Raw genomic sequence first — 18,433 nt, 5'->3', positions numbered from 1 at the left:
GGCGCGTTGCGTAATCCGGTCTAACGACCTGGTTGCCTATGAAGATTTAAGAGTCAAGAATTTGGTTAAAAACCATTGCCTTGCTAAGTCTATTAATGATGCTGGTTGGTATCAATTTAGAAAATGGTTAGAGCACTTTGGCGAAAAGTTTGGCAGAGTCACTGTTCCAGTCAATCCTGCCTATACAAGCCAGAATTGCTCAGAATGTGGCGAAGTGGTCAAGAAGTCACTATCAACTAGAACTCACGTCTGTGAATGCGGTTGTGAATTAGACCGTGACCACAACGCCGCAATCAATATCCTAAAAAGAGCCTTGGGTACGGTGGGGCACACCGGAACCTGGATCATAGATCAGAACGCTTCGGGAGATCTGGCCTCTACTGTTCTTGGTTCCGGCCAGGAACAGCAAGTCGGGTCGTTGAGCGAAGAATCCCCGTCCTTATAGGGCGGGGAGTGTCAACGATTTTTCTCTAATAGGCATTCTGCAGCTTCTAGCATATCTGCAGCAATATCTCTGAGGTCTTGCCGATTCTCTAGATATGTCGATAACGCATCTATGGGGTCAATACTGTTACCTATACCAAGTTCCGGCAAGCGGGGACGGGCTAGCTGGCTGACTAATTCTGGACGAATGGTATAGTGGTGGGCTGCCCTCAAGGATTCATGTATGGCACTATTGTCAATTAGGTCGAGCTGCTCAGAACGTAGCTTGTAAATCAGCCGGACTATAGCGTTTTTAATAATTTCGTTACCAATAGCGTTTAGTAAAGTACTTTGGGGATCATCTGCTTCAGCAAGGTTGACCTCAATGGTACGGAAGGGACGCACTGACAAGGGACAAAATTCCCACTGAACATGACCTTTGGACAGCTCAATCATGACATAACCTTTGTCTTCCTTCTCTTCACTGAAATCGACCCGCTCAATGCTGCCAGGGTAAATGACTGGCGGGTCATTGGAGTGGTTGAGATTCTGGTGTTGGTGGATGTGTCCTAAAGCTACATAATCAAAGCAGGGTCGAGTCAGCAGCGAGAGCGGAATAGTAAAACCTTTACCAACGGCTAGGAAGCGTTCTGCACCAAATCTAGCTTGGTCTGCCATTAAATGACCTAACAAGACCGTTGGCAGGTTTGGGTCTAGTTGACGAATTTCTGCTTCTAAGATTGGCTCAAGCCGTGAGATCAGGAGTTGGTTAACCTCGGCTAGGGTTAGACCTTCGGTGTCTGGGCGACTGAGAAGGGTGGAGTTGGTTAGCCACGGTAGAGTAATCACCTGTACTCGACCATTGTCGGTTTGAATCTTATGAGTTTCGATGCTATCCCCTACTACAAATCCAGGCACGCCTAAGGTGCGATAAATACATAAGCTAGCACCTCCTTGTCCTTGGGAGTGTTGGTCGTGATTTCCTACTAGTAAAACGGTAGGAATGTTTACATCTACTAAGCGGCGAAATTGATTAGCAAAAGCTTGTTGAACATAAGGTGGTGGTGTGGCATCGGGAAAGGCATCACCGCCAAAAAGAACTAAATCCACAGGTTCGGTAATGGCTCGGTCAATACATTTAGCTAGGGTATTGACAAAATCTTCTAAACGTGTATTGATTCCAGTAGCAGGGTTGATTCGTCCATGGGAGAAACCACTACCCATGTGGATATCAGATAGGTGAAGAATTTTGATCATTAGCCATGATATAGCGCTACGCGCAAGTCAGAAGTCAGAAGTCATTTGTCAGAAGTCATTTGTCAGAAGTCATTTGTCAGAAGTCATTTGTCAGAAGTCATTTGTCAGAAGTCAAAAGTCAAAAGTCAAAAGTCATTTGTCAGAAGTCAGAAGTCAAAAGTAAGCGATTACTTACGTTTTGGAGTTTAGGAGCGATGCAGCGTCAAACATTTGAATGGGTAGTGCTATACTATTAGAAAGTAGACATGATGAGATTAGGAAATAGCAATTAACATTTTTTAAATTGCTATTTTCCTATTAATTGCTATAGTCAGTTTTTGATTTTTGGAAACATCCCTTTGATTATTGGTCAAGAATGTCAGATAAAGCTTCATGAATGACCTGTTTTTGATCAGAATCGTATTTCCAGCGCTTGAGAAATTCTTGGTAGTTGCCAACTCCAGTAAGGGCGCTTTGCCTTAACTGTTGGGCAATGTCAAACAGGCTTGGCATGTTTAGTTGTTTAATGAGATTAGCACTACGCGATCGCACTCGGTCTGATCCTTGAGCCATGTCTTCTTTGCCATTGCGGCGATGGTTCAATGCCATTGCCGCTGACATAGCTAAATTTTTGACTAACAGTTCGGCTACGATTTCGGGGGATGACTCTAGGGCTGTGATCACCTCTGGTGAGGGATTGTCAGCTAAGGTGCTGTCACTGGTAAGGTAGGTGACAAAGAAACCTCTAGCACCATTCTTGCTCTTGACTAAGGATGCGATCGCTTCGGTAATTTCTGGCGATGTTAGTTCCCCTGTTACCATTTTGGTCATTATCGATTCGGTGAATGCGATCGCATCATCAAACGTTACGGTTTCCAAAATCTCCATGGCAGTTCTGAGGCTAGTTCCATAGTGGGTCAGTTTCAATTTGACCACAATTTTAGTAGAACCGCAGATAGAGCTTTTACGATCAATCCCCCAAAGCTATAGCAGAAGTCAAAAGTCAGAAGTCATTTGTCAGAAGTCAAACTCTTGCGCTTCTTGATGCAGTCGCTCATGGGGGAAACCCCCAAGACCGCGCTGCATCGCTTACAAAGGGTTTGAGACTTTTGTCATGTCCTAACTGCCCTGGCGACTGCTATATCAGCCGCCAGCGGTCAGCGGTCAGCGTCAGCCGTCAGCCTATGCGCTACGCGCACGCTACGGGAACAGCCTTCAGCTGATCACTGATTGCTATAAGCTGATCACTGATTGCTATAAGCTGATCACTGATTGCTATAAGCTGATCACTGATTGCTATAAACTGATCACTGATTACTGATTACTGATTACTGATTACTGATAGCTGATAGCTAATTGCTGACAAACCAAACCCTAACTCTTGACAATTGCTCCAAAATCTGCTAACACACGAGCATGATTCCGCAACAATCCCAACAAATTCAACCGATTACTGCGAATATTGGGGTCAGGATCCATCACCAACACACTCTGGTCACCATCAAAGAAAGTGCTAACTGTAGGAGCAATCTGTTCTAGTGCTTCCACTAATTTCTGATAATCTCGCTCTTCCTGAGACGCTTTAATTTTCGGCACTAATTCCACTAGGGCATCATAAAATGCTTGCTCACAAGATTTCTGGAAGTATTCCGGAGTCACTACTGTTGTTGGTTGTAACTCTTTGGTATCTAAATCCCCTTGTTTAGCTAAACGAGCTGAACGGTTGACAGTTTCATAGATTTTATCCAGCGTACCATTATCTCGGATAGACTGAAGAAACAAAGCGCGATCGCGTACATCTAACACATCAATTAATGCCCTGTTTTGATACTCGGGATCATCTTCTCCTAACACAGCATTCACTAAATCATAGTCAATTTTATTTTCTTCTTGGAGCAGAGTCCGAATCCGTTGTAAGAAAAATTCTTGTAATGACTCTATTGGTGAGTTTTTGTCTGGATAAGCAGCTACAAAATCTGCAGCAATATCTTGTAGCAACTGTTGGAGATTAATCGGTAAGTTGGCATCCCAGGTAATGTTGATAATACCATTAGCCGCACGACGTAGAGCAAAGGGGTCAGAAGAGCCTGTGGGTAACATGCCTAAACCAAAGATACTGACTAAAGTATCTAGCCTGTCTGCTAATCCTACCACTTGCCCGGTCAGGGTTTGAGGTAGAGCATCCCCTGCACCTCTGGGTAAATAATGCTCAAAAATTGCTGTTGCGACTTGCTCAGATTCCCCACTAGTAACGGCATACTTTTGTCCCATTACCCCTTGTAATTCAGGAAATTCATAGACCATCTGGGTAACCAAGTCGGCTTTACACAGTAAGGCCGCTCTTTGAATCTGAGTAATCGCCTCTGGTGAGATTAGATTAGGAGAGTGTTGACGTAACTGGTCAGTAATTTGACTCGCTATCTTTTCTATTCTACCGACCTTTTGGCGTACTGAACCCAAATCTTTCTGAAAAGTGACCTTCTCCAGTTGGGGTAAATAGCTTTCCAAGGGTGAGTCGATATCGGTTTTGTAGAAAAACTGTCCATCGGCTAGCCTGGCTCGGATTACCCGCTCGTTCCCAGTAGCAATAATTTCGGATTTAGCCGGGTCACCGTTACCAATAGTAATAAAATAGGGGATAAGTTCAGTAGCCGCTTCGGTTTTGAATACTGGGAAGTAGCGCTGATGAGACACCATCTCTGTGGTGACCACTTCTTGAGGTAAATTCAAGAATTCTGAGGAAAATTTACCTACTACTGCTGTCGGCCATTCCACTAAATTAGTGACTTCTTCCCATAACTCAGGGTACAGAGGGGTATAACCACCTAATTGTTTAGCGGCTGATTCCACTTGTGATTTGATTGTCTCGCGACGTGCTTCAGGGTTGACCTCTACATAAGCATTGCGCAAATAGGACTGATAATCTGTTGCTTGGGGAATCTCTACTGGTTTGGGAGACAAGATCCGATGACCACTGGAAATGCGATCGCTTTTTATAATCTCGGCATTATTATCTAACTCTACCGGTAGCACTACATCATCCAAAAGTGTGACTAGCCAGCGAATCGGACGGGGAAACTTTAAATCTCCATTGGCCCAGCGCATGAACCGTCTTCCTTCCAATCCAAATATCCATTGGGGAATCAGTTCCGTTAAAATTTCCGTAGCGGGGCGACCGGATATCTGTTTCTGAACAAAGACAAATTCGCCTTTAGCCGTATCTCTGAGGAATAGATTATCTACCTCTACCCCCTGTTTACGGGCAAACCCAATCGCTGCTTTAGTAGGTTGGCCATCCTTAAACGCTGCCTTAGCTGGTGGTCCTTTAACCTCTTCTTCTCGGTCGGGTTGCTTTTGAGGTAATCCTTTAATGATAACTGCTAAGCGGCGAGGGGTGCCGTAAATCTCAATTCCTTCTGGAGTAAGAAAGTACTCATCCAGGGTTTGGGGAATTCTCGATTGCCACTGTGCGATCGCACTATCCACAAAATCTGCGGGTAATTCTTCTGTACCGACTTCTAATAAAAATGTAGACATAGGGAACTGATTACTAATCAAAACCATAATCTTTAACTACCAATTCCCCCAGTGTACCTCTTGAGATTCTAGACCTGGTTATGATAGTTTTCACAGAAAAACCAGAGTTACAGCGACTGTCGCCAAACTCGACCTCAAACGCCCTTATGTAGTTAGCATCAGTAGTAGGGGCGTACGACGTGCGCCCCTAAAAGTATAGTTATTGCGTAAATGCTGAGTTAGAAACCGTCGGGAAAAAACAGGTTGACTCAGAGTTACACTCACAGATCAAGCTAAATCAGATAACTAAATCGTCAGAAAGTTGCTAGCGCTGGCAATAGTGCTAACTTGTGCATTATTCACAACTGCTAAGACTTCACTGTTAGCAGAGATTTCCACATCACCACCACTTTGGTTAAACGTCAAGTTACTAAAAGTCAAGGCACCAGACAGACCCAGGAACATCTTACCAGCCTCAAAGTTAATGATAGTATCAGTTCCTTTGCGTGCTTCTAGGACAACAATATCCTGACCACCCCCAAGCCTGATCGTATCGTTGCCAAAGCCACCAACAACGAAATCATTACCAGTGCCAGTGTCTATGAAGTCATTACCGATACCCCCATAAACTGAGTTACTGCCTCCGGAGGAGAATATCCGGTCATTACCAGTGCCGCCATAAATGTTGTCAGAGTTGGAACCGCCGAAAATCAGGTCATCTCCAGCACCACCATAGAGAATGTTTACTCCCTCACTGCCAAAGATTGTGTCATTACCACCTTGACCGTAGATTGTGTCATTATCAGCAGTACCGAAAAGAGTTTCATCGTTGCTTGTGCCTACAATTACTTCATCTTTCGGCACAACTTTCAAGTTATCCACTAGTAGGGCGGATTCCAATAACTCATCTTCTACATCCACCACTGCCATACCTACTAGATAAGTACCAGAAGTTGGGAATTTGTAGGTAAAGGTATTGTAGTCTGTTTCCTGACGAAATCCTGTAGGAGACAGGAGAAATGAACTATTTGTATCTGCGAGGTTAAATAAAACGTTTGGGGTGATGGAGACAAAGGCAAAATCCTTGAAGGTGGAGTCAGGGGTAAGCTCATCAGTGAGGAAGTTAAAGTCGAAGCTCAAAACATCTCCAGCGTTGACTGTAATAGGTTTTAGCTTGAGAGCGGATCCTTCTTTGGCATCCCCATTGCCAAAACCATCTATAGTGCCTGGGTTCAAACCCAAGAGGTTTTCAAGTTCGCTATCACTTACAGAACCCACATCATTAGTAATTAAAGCCTGAAATTTTCCCTGAGAAGGGATACTGCCAAATGCCGCTGTCTCAATGCTGGCATCGCCGATAGTGTTCCAATTTATGAAGTCGCCAGTCTCAAATCCAAAAATAGTAGTCATCATATTTTGTCTTTGGTAGATTAAATTATTGACACAAGAAGGTCATTGCAGACAAACAAATTTTGACTAAGCTCACCTCAAGGCATCATAAGTTGATACACCAGTTGATACACCAGTTGATACACCAGTTGATACACCCTAATTCAGACTCGTAAAACCGATAAAGTTTTCGTAGATTCCCCTTTAAATCAACGTTTAAATGTTGGAGTATTCATGAAAAATTCAAATACCTTAAGGTGTCTTATTTTTTTACCCTGAAAATTTTTATATTTTGCTTGACTTGACTATTTATCAATTTATCAATTCTTTTTTTAAAGAAAAATACTTTTATTTAAAGTATTCGTAAAGTTAAGACTAAACTTGTTCAAGTTTTAGTTAAAATTAGGGAATCACAGTTAGCTAGGTAACGCCCATAAACTAGATACCATCAGTTATCCGGGGAATCTTCACAGATTTCAGGGATCGTAACACTGCCAAAGTCAGCAGCATCGATTCATTCACAATAGGTTTGATTACTTGTATAGCGGTTTTCAATTTGGTGAGGTACACAATTTTGGGATTTTAGGGAACAGGAATCCCCCCTAACCCCAGGGCTGTTTCTTGGGTCCGACTAAAATGTGATAGGTGCGCTTTCCGGAGACAAAACCTTGAAGAGTGGTTTGAAGTTACCGTAAGACAGGCTCGCTTTATTCCACGAGTTTTAACCCTTTTATGCATAGCCTGCCGACGCTCATTGGCGAGCCTGTCTAAGGTTTCATCTGAGGCCTTATTACAAAAGTTTTAACCCTTTTACCTATAGCCAGTAACCCATAAAGGCGACCCTCTGAATGCGGTAACTTCGTTCCCGCATTCAGAATTAAATTCCCTCAAGGCCCGCGCCTCCTAGGCCGGGTTCCCCGGCCTAGGGTCGCGCCTTCGGGTCGCACCTTTGGATAGGAGGTGGGGAGAAACGGGAGAAACGGGAGATAGCGGTGCGAAGCACCGTCGGGGAATTTTTTTTAATAAAAAGGTATTTTTATTAAAAAAACCCTCTCCCCAGCACCCCACCTCCCTTTCACCCGATTGACCTGACAATTTATTCCAAATAATGAAACAGCCCTGGCATAACACCAAAAAAATCTCGTATTTCTTTTCTACTGTTCTCTGTTCCCTGTTCCGGTGATCCGCTGTTCCCTGTTCCCTAATACTTAATAAGATTAAACCTGAAATCCCATAGCCTGAAGTCCCTGACGAAGACGCTGAGCTTCAGCTGGGTTATCGGTTTCGTGAAGTGCGATCGCTTTTTTAAAGGCTGATAAACTCTGATCAACCTTGCCCAGTTTAAGCCAAACCACTCCCAAGTTTTGATAAGCCTCTCCATACTCTGGGTTGAGTTGAATCGCTTGCTGATAGGATGCGATCGCATTTTCCATCTGACCCAAAGCCTTCCAAGTCATGCCCAGATTATTATGTCCAAGGGCAAAACTTGGGTCTATCTTCACTGCCATTTCATAGGCAGTTTTGGCGTGATTCAACTCCCCTGCTTTTAACAACAAACTGCCCAAGTTATTGTAAGCTCCTAATTTCAACTGGGGCAAAATCGGTTGTTGAATCGCCTGTTGATAATGTATTGCTCCTGAATTAAGCTCTCCTTGGCGAGTATAAGCATTCCCCAGATGGTAGTGCAGTTCAAATAATACCGCTGGCTCTAGCTCAGTGCCAGTTAAACCACGCTTGAGTAACTCCAGACCCTGGTCTACTTGATTATTTTGAATATAAAGCGCCCCGAGTTTACTACACACATAAGCATCAAACGGATGACTAGCCAGATAGCCTTCCATCGCCGTAAGGGCTCTAGTCAACTTATTGCGTGATGCGATCGCATCATCGCTATAACCGTAGTGTAAGATTGCCACCTGGGATAGAGACACCACCTGCCATTGGGGTTCTCGTTGTAACATTTGCGCTACAGTATCATCCACCATAGCATGATAGGGGCGAGAAAAGCGAATCTCTGGGTGATAGCGAAACAAACGGGACACCAGAGAATAGGGAGATTGAGTTGCACCCACTTCTTGCCGGACTAGATTAATAACTAGATAGGAACTATTTTGGATTGCCTGCTTAATTTCCGGTACAACTTCCGGTTTCAACACTTCATCAGCATCCAACACCAGCACCCATTCCCCTTGCACATACTTCAATGCCTGATTGCGAGCAGCTGCAAAATCATTACACCATTCAAACTGATAAACTCTAGCACCATAGCTTTGCGCCACCTCAATCGTTCGATCCGTTGAACCTGTGTCTAGGACGACCATCTCATCCACTACATCCTTGACACTACTCAAACATTGTGGTAATGATTCTTCCTCATCTTTAACAATCATGCATAGGCTAAGCATGGCATTAGTCATTGGTTAGGAGGTTTAAGGTTAGCCAGTTGAAGGTTAGGAGGTTGAAGGTTAGGCGGTTGATGATTGACGGTTAGACGGTCGATGGTGAGACGGTTGATGGTGAGACGGTTGTTGAGGATTAGAGGCTTAAGAAGAGCAAACCTGGATTTATAACATTCAAGCTGTAAGGTAAGCTACAAGGGACGCCAAGGGCAAACAACCTGCAACCTTCAACCTGCCAACCTGCAACCTGTAACCTGCAACCTTCAACCTGCCAACCTGCCAACCTGCCAACCTGCCAACCTATAAAACACCAATATCAAACCGTAACCGAAGCTTTAGGTCGAGCAAAAATCATCCTACCTGCTGAAGTCTGCAACGCTGAGGTAACAATCACTGGCAGTTCAACACCCATGTGTTTATACCCTTCTTCCACCACTACCATTGTGCCATCATCTAGATAACCAACTCCCTGGGTAGGTTCTTTACCCCCCTTAAGGATTTTAAGCTCTAGGATGTCACCTGGTAGATACAGAGGACGCACGGCTTGGGCTAAATCATTGACATTCAACACTGGCACCTTTTGGAGGTTAGCCACTTTACTCAAGTTGTAATCATTGGTTAAAAGAGTGCCATTAATTTCCTGGGCAAAACGTACCAATTTGGTATCTACAGTTTGTAGGTCATCGTAATCAGCGGAATGAATCACCAAGCGTTCTGGGTAAAGGGCTTGCATCCGATTCAGGATATCTAGCCCCCGCCGTCCCCGAGTCCGCTTCTGATCATTGGCAGCATCGGCAAGTTGCTGCAATTCTAGTAAGACAAACTGGGAAACCAGAATTTGACCTTCGATAAAACCCGTCTCAAGCAGTGCTTCGATCCGACCATCAATGATACTGCTAGTATCTATAATTTTACTTGAGGCTGATTTGAGGGTGCCTTCTGCCACTAAAACTGATTCCAGGCTGTTAGGATTGATCAGCTGCAAGAAGGTGCGACCATGGGTATCGGCTAGACTAACCCCCAAGAACGAAAACATCACACTTCCTAAAATGGCAGTCAGGGGTTTGATGAAGGAAAATTCCGAGGGGATGGGGAGTAAGAAAATCGGCGCTAGCATCAAATTAGCTAACAGCAGTCCCAGGATCAGACCAATAGACCTGGTCAAAATCACCTCCATTGGCATTTTTCGCACTTGGGCTTCTACCCGACGGTAACTTACTTGGGCCATTAACCCTAGCGCTAGTCCGATAATGGCACCAAAGCATGCAGTAGTCGAGCGTAACGCTGTCAAATTGCTGACTTGATCTTGCACATGACCGGGTAGCAATTCCACACTGTCGAAGCCTATGCTTGCTGCTGCTATGATAAATAAAAGTATAATGACGAAGTCAAGCATTCTTCCTTTCCAATTGGTTTTGTAGTTGTTTTTTTAGGAAAACTTTTTAAACGATTGCATAAACTGTCGTCAACGTGATAGTCAACAACACTATTTAGTATATCCTTTATATCGCTGTATTCTCTGATCCGACTTAGCTTCATTAAACCGTTGAATTGCCTAGGCTAACCGAGGGATAGCTTGGGCAATTATATTCGCTGGAGTTATCTGCTCAAGGGAGTTACAGGTTTCCTACTGTTGACTCTTCTTAAGGGGGGAATCTCGCTCCGGAGGAGATTGAGGTTAGCCAAAAGATGATCACAAAACTAATAAAAAATTTATTTAATTAATAACTGTTCATCCCAACGGTCGGATTGGCTTACCTGATTGAAGTATTACCGTAAAAAGCCCGTGGTCAATTTATTACATAATTCTGAGAAAGATTGCGATTCTTTAAGAGTCAGTGCCGCCTATGTTCATATTCCCTTTTGCCGACGCCGATGCTATTACTGTGATTTTCCAGTCTCTGTGGTAGGGGATAAGGCCACACAGAGTACCTCTAGCATGATTGACCAGTATGTCGAGGTGTTATGTCAGGAAATTAATATCACTCCACCGACCACAAGCAGTTTAGACACAGTTTTCTTTGGAGGTGGAACCCCCTCTCTGCTGACAGTTGAACAACTAGCCAAAATCCTCGACACCTTGGACAGGCGCTTTGGAATTGCAGCTGATGCCGAGATTTCCATGGAGATGGATCCAGGAACCTTCAACAAGGATCAGTTAACGGGATACCGAGATTTGGGGGTCAATCGAGTCAGCTTAGGGGTTCAGGCATTTCAAGATAAATTATTGAGCAATTGTGGCCGTACCCATGACTCTAAAGATATAGTCACTGCTATCGAACTGATCCATCAAGTAGAGGTTCCCGAATTTAGTCTTGATTTAATCTCTGGTCTACCGGCTCAAACCCTAGAACAATGGCAGGAGTCTCTGGAAATAACGGTCAAGATTGCCCCTACCCACATTTCCAGCTATGACCTAGTCCTTGAGCCTGTGACTGCCTTTGGCCGCCAGTACACCTCTGGAACTAAGCCGTTACCGACTGATGAAACCACTGTCATGATGTACCGCTTAGCACAGCAGGTGTTTACTAGTGTGGGGTACGAACATTATGAAATTTCTAACTATGCCTTGCCTGGTCATCAATGCCGTCACAATCGGGTCTATTGGGAAAACCGCCCTTATTACGGTTTTGGCATGGGTGCGGCTAGCTATACTCAAGGATATCGGTTCACTAGACCACGCACGAGGCGGGAGTATGATGCTTGGGTGGAACAGTTACTAGAAGCGGGTGGGGTTTGGGATGGCTCACCCACGACTTCAGAGGATGTGTTGTTAGAAACCCTAATGCTAGGTCTACGCTTGGCAGAGGGGTTGAGTCTATCTATGCTAGCTCAGAGGTTTGGGGAAAAAATTCTGGAACAGATTTGGATGGGTTTGCTGCCATACTACGGTTGTAACTGGGTAGAGGTTGTGGGAGATAATGGCGAAAGGGTTAATTTAACCTATGGTCAGAGGTTACCAGTGGCGGGAGGGTTGAGATTAACTGACCCGGAAGGGTTTTTGTTCTCGAATACCATTCTGGCTGACTTGTTTCATCTTTTGGGGTAGGAGCCCGTGATTTGTTGATTAACCGCAAAGACGTAAGGGATGGCGAAGAAGACAAGTGGGAATGCTTTATGTGGTGGGAACACCAATTGGTAATTTGCAGGATATGACGTTTCGGGCAGTGGAAATTCTGCAATCGGTGGATTTGATTGCTGCGGAAGATACGCGCCATACCGGGAAGCTATTGCAGCATTTTCAAATTAAAACGCCGCAAGTGAGTTACCACGAACACAATCACGACCAGCGTTTACCCGAGTTGTTGAATCGCCTGGGTCAAGGAAATACCATTGCGTTGGTGACGGATGCTGGGATGCCAGGCATTTCTGACCCTGGCTATAAATTGGTGAAGGCTGTTATTGAGGAGGGGATATCGGTAGTGCCAATACCAGGTGCTACTGCTGGAATTACGGCATTAAGTGCTGCGGGACTACCGACAGACCGATTTGTGTTTGAAGGCTTTTTACCCACCAAGGGTCAAAGTCGAAAAAAACGTTTAGACTCTCTCAAGGGGGAACCAAGAACGTTGATTTTGTATGAAGGGCCTCACCGTGTGCTTAATACGTTGCGAGATTTGGCAAACTGTTTGGGAGAAAATCGTAGAATTGTATTAGCTAGGGAATTAACCAAACTGCATGAGGAGTTTTGGCGGGGAACTATTGGGGAGGCGATCGCTCATTTTACTCAGCTAGAACCCAAGGGAGAGTTTACCCTAGTAATTGGTGGAGCTTCCCAACAAAAGCCTATGTTATCAAAAGCTGAACTAGAAGCTCAATTGACAGAGATTATGGCTCAGGGAGTATCGCGATCCCAAGCGAGTCGTCAGTTAGCTAAGCTAACTCAACTCCCCCGACGTCAACTCTATCAGCTAGCGTTGACAATTCCTTCATCAGTTTTTCCGGTCAAGGACCAAGACTAAGCTTGATTGGTAAATCTTTCTAAATTTTTTAGTTTTTGTTGATTAACAAGTAGCAAGTAACAAGTAGCAAGTAACAATCAACAAGTAACAAGTAGCAAGTAACAAGTAGCAAGTAACAAGTAGCAAGTAGCAAGTAATGACTAATCCCTAAAGAAAGCTGCTTTCCTTGCGCTTTGAGTTAAACAACGCCATCTATCTATTCGACATCCATTCGAGTTATGATTTTCAGGATTCACTCCCACTCATCAGCCCCTAACTATAAAGCTAAATTAATACCATGGGTGACACTCGTTTTAGCAATGACTCTGATGTTTGGTTACAAAAGGATTGAAAGCTATTTAGTGCAACCAAAAGTTGCCTTAGTTTTAGGGGGATCTGAATCGCGGGAGAGATATGCTGCCAAATTTGCCATAAAGCACCCAGACCTCAACATTTGGGTATCTTCCGGCAGCCCGAAGGGATATGCTAAACGGTTATTTACCCGGGAAGGAATTGAGGTCAGTCGCCTCCACCTAGACTACAAAGCGGTGGATACGGTGACTAACTTTACCACGTTAGTGGATCAGTTAGAAGCTCAGGACATCGATAGTGTCTATTTGATTACTTCTGACTATCATATGCGCCGTGCTCGCTTGATTGGTGATATCGTGCTTGGCAGTAGAGGAATTGTTCTCAAGCCGTTACCTGTTCCTTCCGGAAAGTCTCCTGAACCCTTTGAAAAAGCTTTGCGAGATGGGGCTAGGGCGTTGCTGTGGTTGACGACAGGTCATACAGGGGCTGAATTAGGCCAAGCCTCGAAAAGGTTAATCAATTGACACTCCCCGTCCTAGAATAACGGGGATTCTTACTTGGCCGTAGGCCACGCTACGCGAACAACGAGCTGTCTTGCGTATAGCAGGTCGGAACCAAAAAAAGTAGAGGACAATTCGACCTAAGCGTGCTTGATCATGGATCTAGGTTTCGGTGTGCCCCACCGTACCTTTTTTATATATAGATAGATAGATACTTTTTTTTATCTAAATTTTTCATAGACCTTTAAGTCGTTAGACCAAATTACGCAATATGTATCACAGACATATTTTTTACGTTGCCTACTTATGGTTAGATAGTATCTATCTAGTTTTTTAGTTTATTGTTATAGACTTTTAAAATAGCACACCTAGTACAAACTGTCAAGGCCATTGTTTAAAAAAAAGCCGTCCTATAAGGACGGGGCGCGATTACCCAAATTTTTTGGTAAAGTCCGTTGAGAGTTCTTGCACCAGTACGTAGGGTTGTACAATCAGAGCCTGAAACCGCTTGTTCTGGTTGCTGTTCCAATTAGAGAGTTGCTCAAGTAAAGGCTTGTGCATTAGCTGCTCACTGATCCAATGTTGGACAGATAGCACATCATCATTTGCGATCGCTACCCCAACATCCAACAAATCCAGTCCCTCATTCACCACCAATACTGCATCTCGTTTCACATGAGGAATCAGTAAGTCCCAGGTTGTCTCATCCAGAGATTCCGCCAATTGTACTCTTAAATCCATGTTTAATTCAAGGTTTTCTTAATAGTTCTTTAAACATACAGTAAAATTGCTCCGATGCTTTGTTTGATTTAACTATTTGATCAAAGCTCTAATCACCTCAGGTTTCCACCTCAGCCTTCCTCTAACCATTGAGTTATAACGGTTCTCATAGTAATGAGCTACACAAGATTGTTTCCCTGATGAGAAATTCGATTAACATCATCAAACAGAAAATGTGGTTGAGGCTGAATCCCAAACATCGGCGTGCTGTAAAACTATTCCTTGGCTTGGCGCTGCTTGGCATCACGGTGCGTACGCTTCCCTATCTCGCTCCCATTCGTGCTAAAGATTTAGTTCAAGATGACCTAGCGGTAGAATTTCGTGACCGCAATGGTTTATCCCTAGGCACAATCCTCAGTCGAGACCAAGACCATACTGCAGTTGTCCCTCTCGATCAAATTTCCCCGCACTTTATCCATGCTATTCTCGCCGCAGAAGATGGAGAGTTTTATCACCATGGGGCATTAGAGATGCGGGCAATTATGCGATCGCTAATTGAAGCCATTGAGGCGAAACGCATTGTCAGTGGTGCTTCCACCATCACCATGCAACTGGCACGGATGCTGGAACCCAACCCCCGCACTCTACCTGCCAAATTCCAAGAAATTTGGCTATCCTGGCGATTAGCAGCAGGGATGAGTAAAGATGAAATCTTGGCAGCCTATATCAACCGACTCCCCATGGGTGGCAATATCTATGGCTTAGAAGCTGCTGCTCGGATTTATTTTGGCATGCCTGCCAGTGAACTCAATGTTGCTCAAGCCAGCCTATTAGCTGGTTTACCCAATAATCCTAATTATCTCAATCCTTATTATTACTGGGATGCTGCCAAACGGCGGCAAATCTATGTGCTCAAGCGCATGGTAGAAGATGGCTATATCACCGCTACTCAAGCAGACCAAGCCTATGAGGAAGCCATTTCCCTATTACCTCGACAGCAAGGAATAATTGCCGCACCACACTTTTTATTCTTGGTTGCCAACCAATTACCATCAGAGCATCCCTCCCAAATTCGTACTACTATCGACCGTCCCCTACAGGAATTTGTTGAAGCCCAAGTGCAGCAAGTAGTTCGCGACCTTGCCCATAAAAATGTCCATCACGCTGCTGCTATAGTCATTGAGAATCAATCCGGTGAAGTATACGCCTATGTCGGCTCTCCCGATTACTTTTCCGAAGCTGAATTAGGACGCAATGACGGAGTCCAAGCCCTACGTCAACCCGGTTCCACCCTCAAGCCTTTTTTATATCAATTAGCCCTAGAGCAACGAATTATTCGTCCTAACACCGTCTTAGCTGACATCCCCACCTATTACCCGATTCCCGGAGCTAGACTCTACAGTCCCACCGATTACAGCGAAACCTTCCTCGGACCAGTTCGCATTCGTATTGCTCTAGCCAATTCCCTTAATATCCCAGCAGTTAGGGTATTGGAAAAAGTTGGAGTATCAAACTTTCTGTTGCACTTACATCAACTAGGCTTTGAACACCTAACCCAGTCTCCAGAACATTATGGATTAGGATTAACCCTAGGTAGTGGCGAAGTCAGTCTTTGGGAACTAGCTCGCGCCTACCTCACCCTAGCACGACTTGGAAAACCCACATCCCTTGTCACTAAGCTATCTAGCCCCTCGCCAAATAGGGATGATTTGTCGGTTTACGGAAGAGCAGGAATGGCGCGAAGCAAACAATTGTCAGATCATCCCCCAAGTACGCAAAGCCCACTATTCAACCTTAAACCAAATAACCTCCAACCTCCTAACCTTCAACCTCCTAACCTTCAACCTCCTAACCTTGGCCAAAAGGCCACGCTACGCGAACAACATTCAACCCTTTCAACCTGGGCATTAATCACAGATATACTGAGTGACCCTCAAGCTCGTGCTCAGGGGTTTGGTGTCGATTCAGTACTGAATTTACCTTTTCCCGCTGCCGTTAAAACTGGCACCTCTTCTAATTTCCGAGATACTTGGACTGTGGGATTCACGAAAAACTATACCGTTGCCACTTGGGTAGGCAATTTTAATGGTGAGCCCATGGAACAAGTGTCTGGGGTGATTGGTGCTGCTCCCCTCTGGCATCGGATTATGTTACACCTGCATCAATCTCAAGAACCTGCTCCGTTTCAAGCTCCTCCCGGTTTAGTCCAACGTCCAGTGTGTGCCCTTTCCGGTTTGCGTCCCACTCCTGCTTGTCCAACTGTTGTCCAGGAATACTTCTATCCAGACGACCTCCAGGATTACGAACGTCAATCCGATACGTTTTATCAGATGACCAGTGTTGGAGCTAATCAGCAATCGCCCCAGTACATCGTTAATTTACCTGATGAATACAACGAGTGGTTAGCAAGACAACCCCAAGGAAATCTAGCGCCAGGAAAACTGAAAATTTTGTCTCCTCGGGAGGGGGATTTGTACATGCTCTACCCTACTGAATCGGATCAAGATAGCAATAGTGCTGTTCAACGGCTAGAGTTCAAGGTGGCTGGGGTAAAGTCTGAGTCGGTCGAGTGGTGGTTGAATGGTGAAAAGCTAACTACCAACTCATCCAATTCCTTCTTTTGGCCTCTCGGTCCTGGGGATTGGACATTGGAAGTAAAAAGCGGTGACATTAGCGATCGCGTCACTTTCAAGGTGCAGTTAGCAGAAAACCCACCAACTCGCCGGGGGTTTTCTATTGCTGGTCCTTAGTGATTTGTTAATTGTAAATAGTTAATTTATAATCTACGTGCATTCATCGGTTATACCCAGGACTTTCACTGGTTCGATTTTCTATGGCAAACTTCACGAAATATATCTTGGCAGTTGCGATCGCTGTCTTACTCATCCCATTTTTAGTGCTAACGAATTATACCTATACTGGGGAACTAAAATCAAACATCAATGCTAGTGAAGTTTACAAAATCCGCTCTTTTCATAGCAAAGATGGCATTGGCAAATTCTATATGGGTCGAGAAATTGCTAAAGTAATGGGACATCAGGAAATGTTATGGCTGGAACGCCCTAGCAGGGAATCCCAAGAGCAACCTTCTGTAGTTATTGATGCTCTTAATTTAAGACCTACAGATACTGTTGCAGATATTGGAGCAGGCACTGGTTATTTTAGCTTTCGAATCGCTCCGTTGGTACCTGAAGGAAAAGTATTAGCAGTAGACATTCAGCCAGAAATGATCGACGTTATTGACTTTTTAACAGAAGATAATAATGTTAATAACGTCGAGACAATATTAGGAAGTTTAACTGATCCTAAACTTCCTTAAAATAGCATTGATTTAGCCTTAATGGTAGATGTTTACCATGAGCTTGAATATCCCCGAGAAATGATGGAATCGATTGTTAAAGCTCTTAAACCAGAGGCAAGAGTTGTGCTAGTAGAATATCGCAAGGAAAACCCACTTATTCCTATTAAGGGCTTGCATAAAATGACTCAGAAGCAAGTTAAAAAAGAGATGGAATCCATTAATTTAATTTGGCAAGAAACCAATAATGATTTACCCAGCCAACATTTGATGGTGTTTCAAGTTAGTGACAAGTCATTATAGCGGTTTTAAATTCGTTGAGGTATTGACTATAAGTAAATTTTAGCCAGTAGACAGTAGGCAGTAGGTAGTAGGTAGTGGTAATACATAGCTAGTTGATTAACTATTGCGTCTTGCCTCTTGCCTTTTCTTAAGAGATTTTTTTCACAAAAAGAAAAATCCTATAGCTTATCTTGCGAGTAACAAGGTTTTTGTGTTAATGGAATGTCGGTGATAAAAATCAGACCAGAAGTTGATTCAGATCACAATAACTTACTGAAACTCTATTTACATTGAATGAAATGAATGAAATTAAATTCCGGAGGAATAAGTAGGTGCTAGAAAAGTTAAACGAGATTAAATCAACTCTAAAAGATATAGGTGAAAAAGTTGATCAGATAGCTGATAAAGTCGAGGCTG

The 18,433-nt window shown here is 44.1% G+C and carries 12 protein-coding genes and 1 pseudogene; 6 read left to right on the top strand and 7 right to left on the bottom strand.

The features are described from left to right. Nucleotides 1-445, top strand: a 445-nt coding sequence (locus tag F6K37_RS13625; protein WP_287250730.1) for an RNA-guided endonuclease InsQ/TnpB family protein, incomplete at its 5' end; no start/stop codon positions are given. A gap of 11 nt (nt 446-456) precedes the next feature. Here F6K37_RS13625 and sbcD read toward each other — a convergent pair. From sbcD to F6K37_RS13595, 6 genes are all read right to left on the bottom strand, one after another. After that, on the bottom strand, nt 457-1,680 hold the full coding sequence (gene sbcD / locus F6K37_RS13620) for an exonuclease subunit SbcD (RefSeq protein ID WP_008187888.1): 1,224 nt from the start codon (nt 1,678-1,680) through the stop codon (nt 457-459). Nucleotides 1,681-2,022: 342 nt separating this feature from the next. Beyond that, nucleotides 2,023-2,595 (bottom strand): sll1618 family protein, encoded by a 573-nt coding sequence (locus F6K37_RS13615; protein WP_324293503.1) that lies wholly within the window; start codon nt 2,593-2,595, stop codon nt 2,023-2,025. Between the two features lie 438 nt (nt 2,596-3,033). Beyond that, the gene (glyS, locus tag F6K37_RS13610) at nt 3,034-5,196 is read right to left on the bottom strand and encodes a glycine--tRNA ligase subunit beta (RefSeq protein WP_044494267.1); all 2,163 of its coding nucleotides are present in this window, start codon (nt 5,194-5,196) and stop codon (nt 3,034-3,036) included. Nucleotides 5,197-5,481: 285 nt separating this feature from the next. Then, the gene (locus F6K37_RS13605) at nt 5,482-6,585 is read right to left on the bottom strand and encodes a calcium-binding protein (RefSeq protein ID WP_008187879.1); all 1,104 of its coding nucleotides are present in this window, start codon (nt 6,583-6,585) and stop codon (nt 5,482-5,484) included. A 1,196-nt stretch (nt 6,586-7,781) separates the two neighbouring features. After that, on the bottom strand, nt 7,782-8,954 hold the full coding sequence (locus tag F6K37_RS13600; protein WP_287250734.1) for a tetratricopeptide repeat protein: 1,173 nt from the start codon (nt 8,952-8,954) through the stop codon (nt 7,782-7,784). Between the two features lie 325 nt (nt 8,955-9,279). Next, nucleotides 9,280-10,359 (bottom strand): PIN/TRAM domain-containing protein, encoded by a 1,080-nt coding sequence (locus F6K37_RS13595; RefSeq protein ID WP_287250728.1) that lies wholly within the window; start codon nt 10,357-10,359, stop codon nt 9,280-9,282. A gap of 390 nt (nt 10,360-10,749) precedes the next feature. Between F6K37_RS13595 and hemW the strand changes: the two genes are divergently transcribed. From hemW to F6K37_RS13580, 3 genes are all read left to right on the top strand, one after another. Beyond that, nucleotides 10,750-12,012: a radical SAM family heme chaperone HemW gene (hemW, locus tag F6K37_RS13590; RefSeq protein ID WP_044494242.1), complete on the top strand. Its 1,263-nt coding sequence runs from the start codon at nt 10,750-10,752 to the stop codon at nt 12,010-12,012. A gap of 61 nt (nt 12,013-12,073) precedes the next feature. Continuing rightward, nucleotides 12,074-12,925: a 16S rRNA (cytidine(1402)-2'-O)-methyltransferase gene (rsmI, locus tag F6K37_RS13585; RefSeq protein ID WP_008187868.1), complete on the top strand. Its 852-nt coding sequence runs from the start codon at nt 12,074-12,076 to the stop codon at nt 12,923-12,925. Nucleotides 12,926-13,143: 218 nt separating this feature from the next. Then, nucleotides 13,144-13,740: a YdcF family protein gene (locus tag F6K37_RS13580; protein WP_008187866.1), complete on the top strand. Its 597-nt coding sequence runs from the start codon at nt 13,144-13,146 to the stop codon at nt 13,738-13,740. A gap of 405 nt (nt 13,741-14,145) precedes the next feature. Here F6K37_RS13580 and F6K37_RS13575 read toward each other — a convergent pair whose 3' ends face one another. Next, entirely contained in the window at nt 14,146-14,457 is a 312-nt protein-coding gene (locus F6K37_RS13575) for a DUF2288 domain-containing protein (protein WP_008187864.1), read from the bottom strand. Between the two features lie 179 nt (nt 14,458-14,636). Between F6K37_RS13575 and F6K37_RS13570 the strand changes: the two genes are divergently transcribed. Both F6K37_RS13570 and F6K37_RS45495 read left to right on the top strand, forming a co-directional pair. After that, on the top strand, nt 14,637-17,186 hold the full coding sequence (locus F6K37_RS13570) for a penicillin-binding protein 1C (protein ID WP_502887742.1): 2,550 nt from the start codon (nt 14,637-14,639) through the stop codon (nt 17,184-17,186). Between the two features lie 83 nt (nt 17,187-17,269). After that, nucleotides 17,270-18,037 (top strand): annotated as a pseudogene (locus tag F6K37_RS45495) (class I SAM-dependent methyltransferase). The last annotated feature ends 396 nt before the right edge of the window (nt 18,038-18,433 follow it).

Origin of the sequence: Moorena sp. SIO4E2, assembly GCF_010671945.1 — a bacterium.
GTDB lineage: Bacteria > Cyanobacteriota > Cyanobacteriia > Cyanobacteriales > Coleofasciculaceae > Moorena > Moorena producens.
Note: the sequence above shows the minus strand (reverse complement) of the source record. Positions and strands in the feature narration are given on the sequence as shown.

Bases quoted from the DNA above. Each gene is read 5' to 3' on its own strand.
- glyS (WP_044494267.1), bottom strand. From the start codon at position 5,196: ATGTCTACATTTTTATTAGAAGTCGGTACAGAAGAATTACCCGCAGAT.
- F6K37_RS13570 (WP_502887742.1), top strand. From the start codon at position 14,637: ATGAGAAATTCGATTAACATCATCAAACAGAAAATGTGGTTGAGGCTG.
- F6K37_RS13605 (WP_008187879.1), bottom strand. From the start codon at position 6,585: ATGACTACTATTTTTGGATTTGAGACTGGCGACTTCATAAATTGGAAC.
- F6K37_RS13595 (WP_287250728.1), bottom strand. From the start codon at position 10,359: ATGCTTGACTTCGTCATTATACTTTTATTTATCATAGCAGCAGCAAGC.
- F6K37_RS13575 (WP_008187864.1), bottom strand. From the start codon at position 14,457: ATGGATTTAAGAGTACAATTGGCGGAATCTCTGGATGAGACAACCTGG.
- rsmI (WP_008187868.1), top strand. From the start codon at position 12,074: ATGCTTTATGTGGTGGGAACACCAATTGGTAATTTGCAGGATATGACG.
- F6K37_RS13580 (WP_008187866.1), top strand. From the start codon at position 13,144: ATGATTTTCAGGATTCACTCCCACTCATCAGCCCCTAACTATAAAGCT.
- F6K37_RS13600 (WP_287250734.1), bottom strand. From the start codon at position 8,954: ATGATTGTTAAAGATGAGGAAGAATCATTACCACAATGTTTGAGTAGT.
- sbcD (WP_008187888.1), bottom strand. From the start codon at position 1,680: ATGATCAAAATTCTTCACCTATCTGATATCCACATGGGTAGTGGTTTC.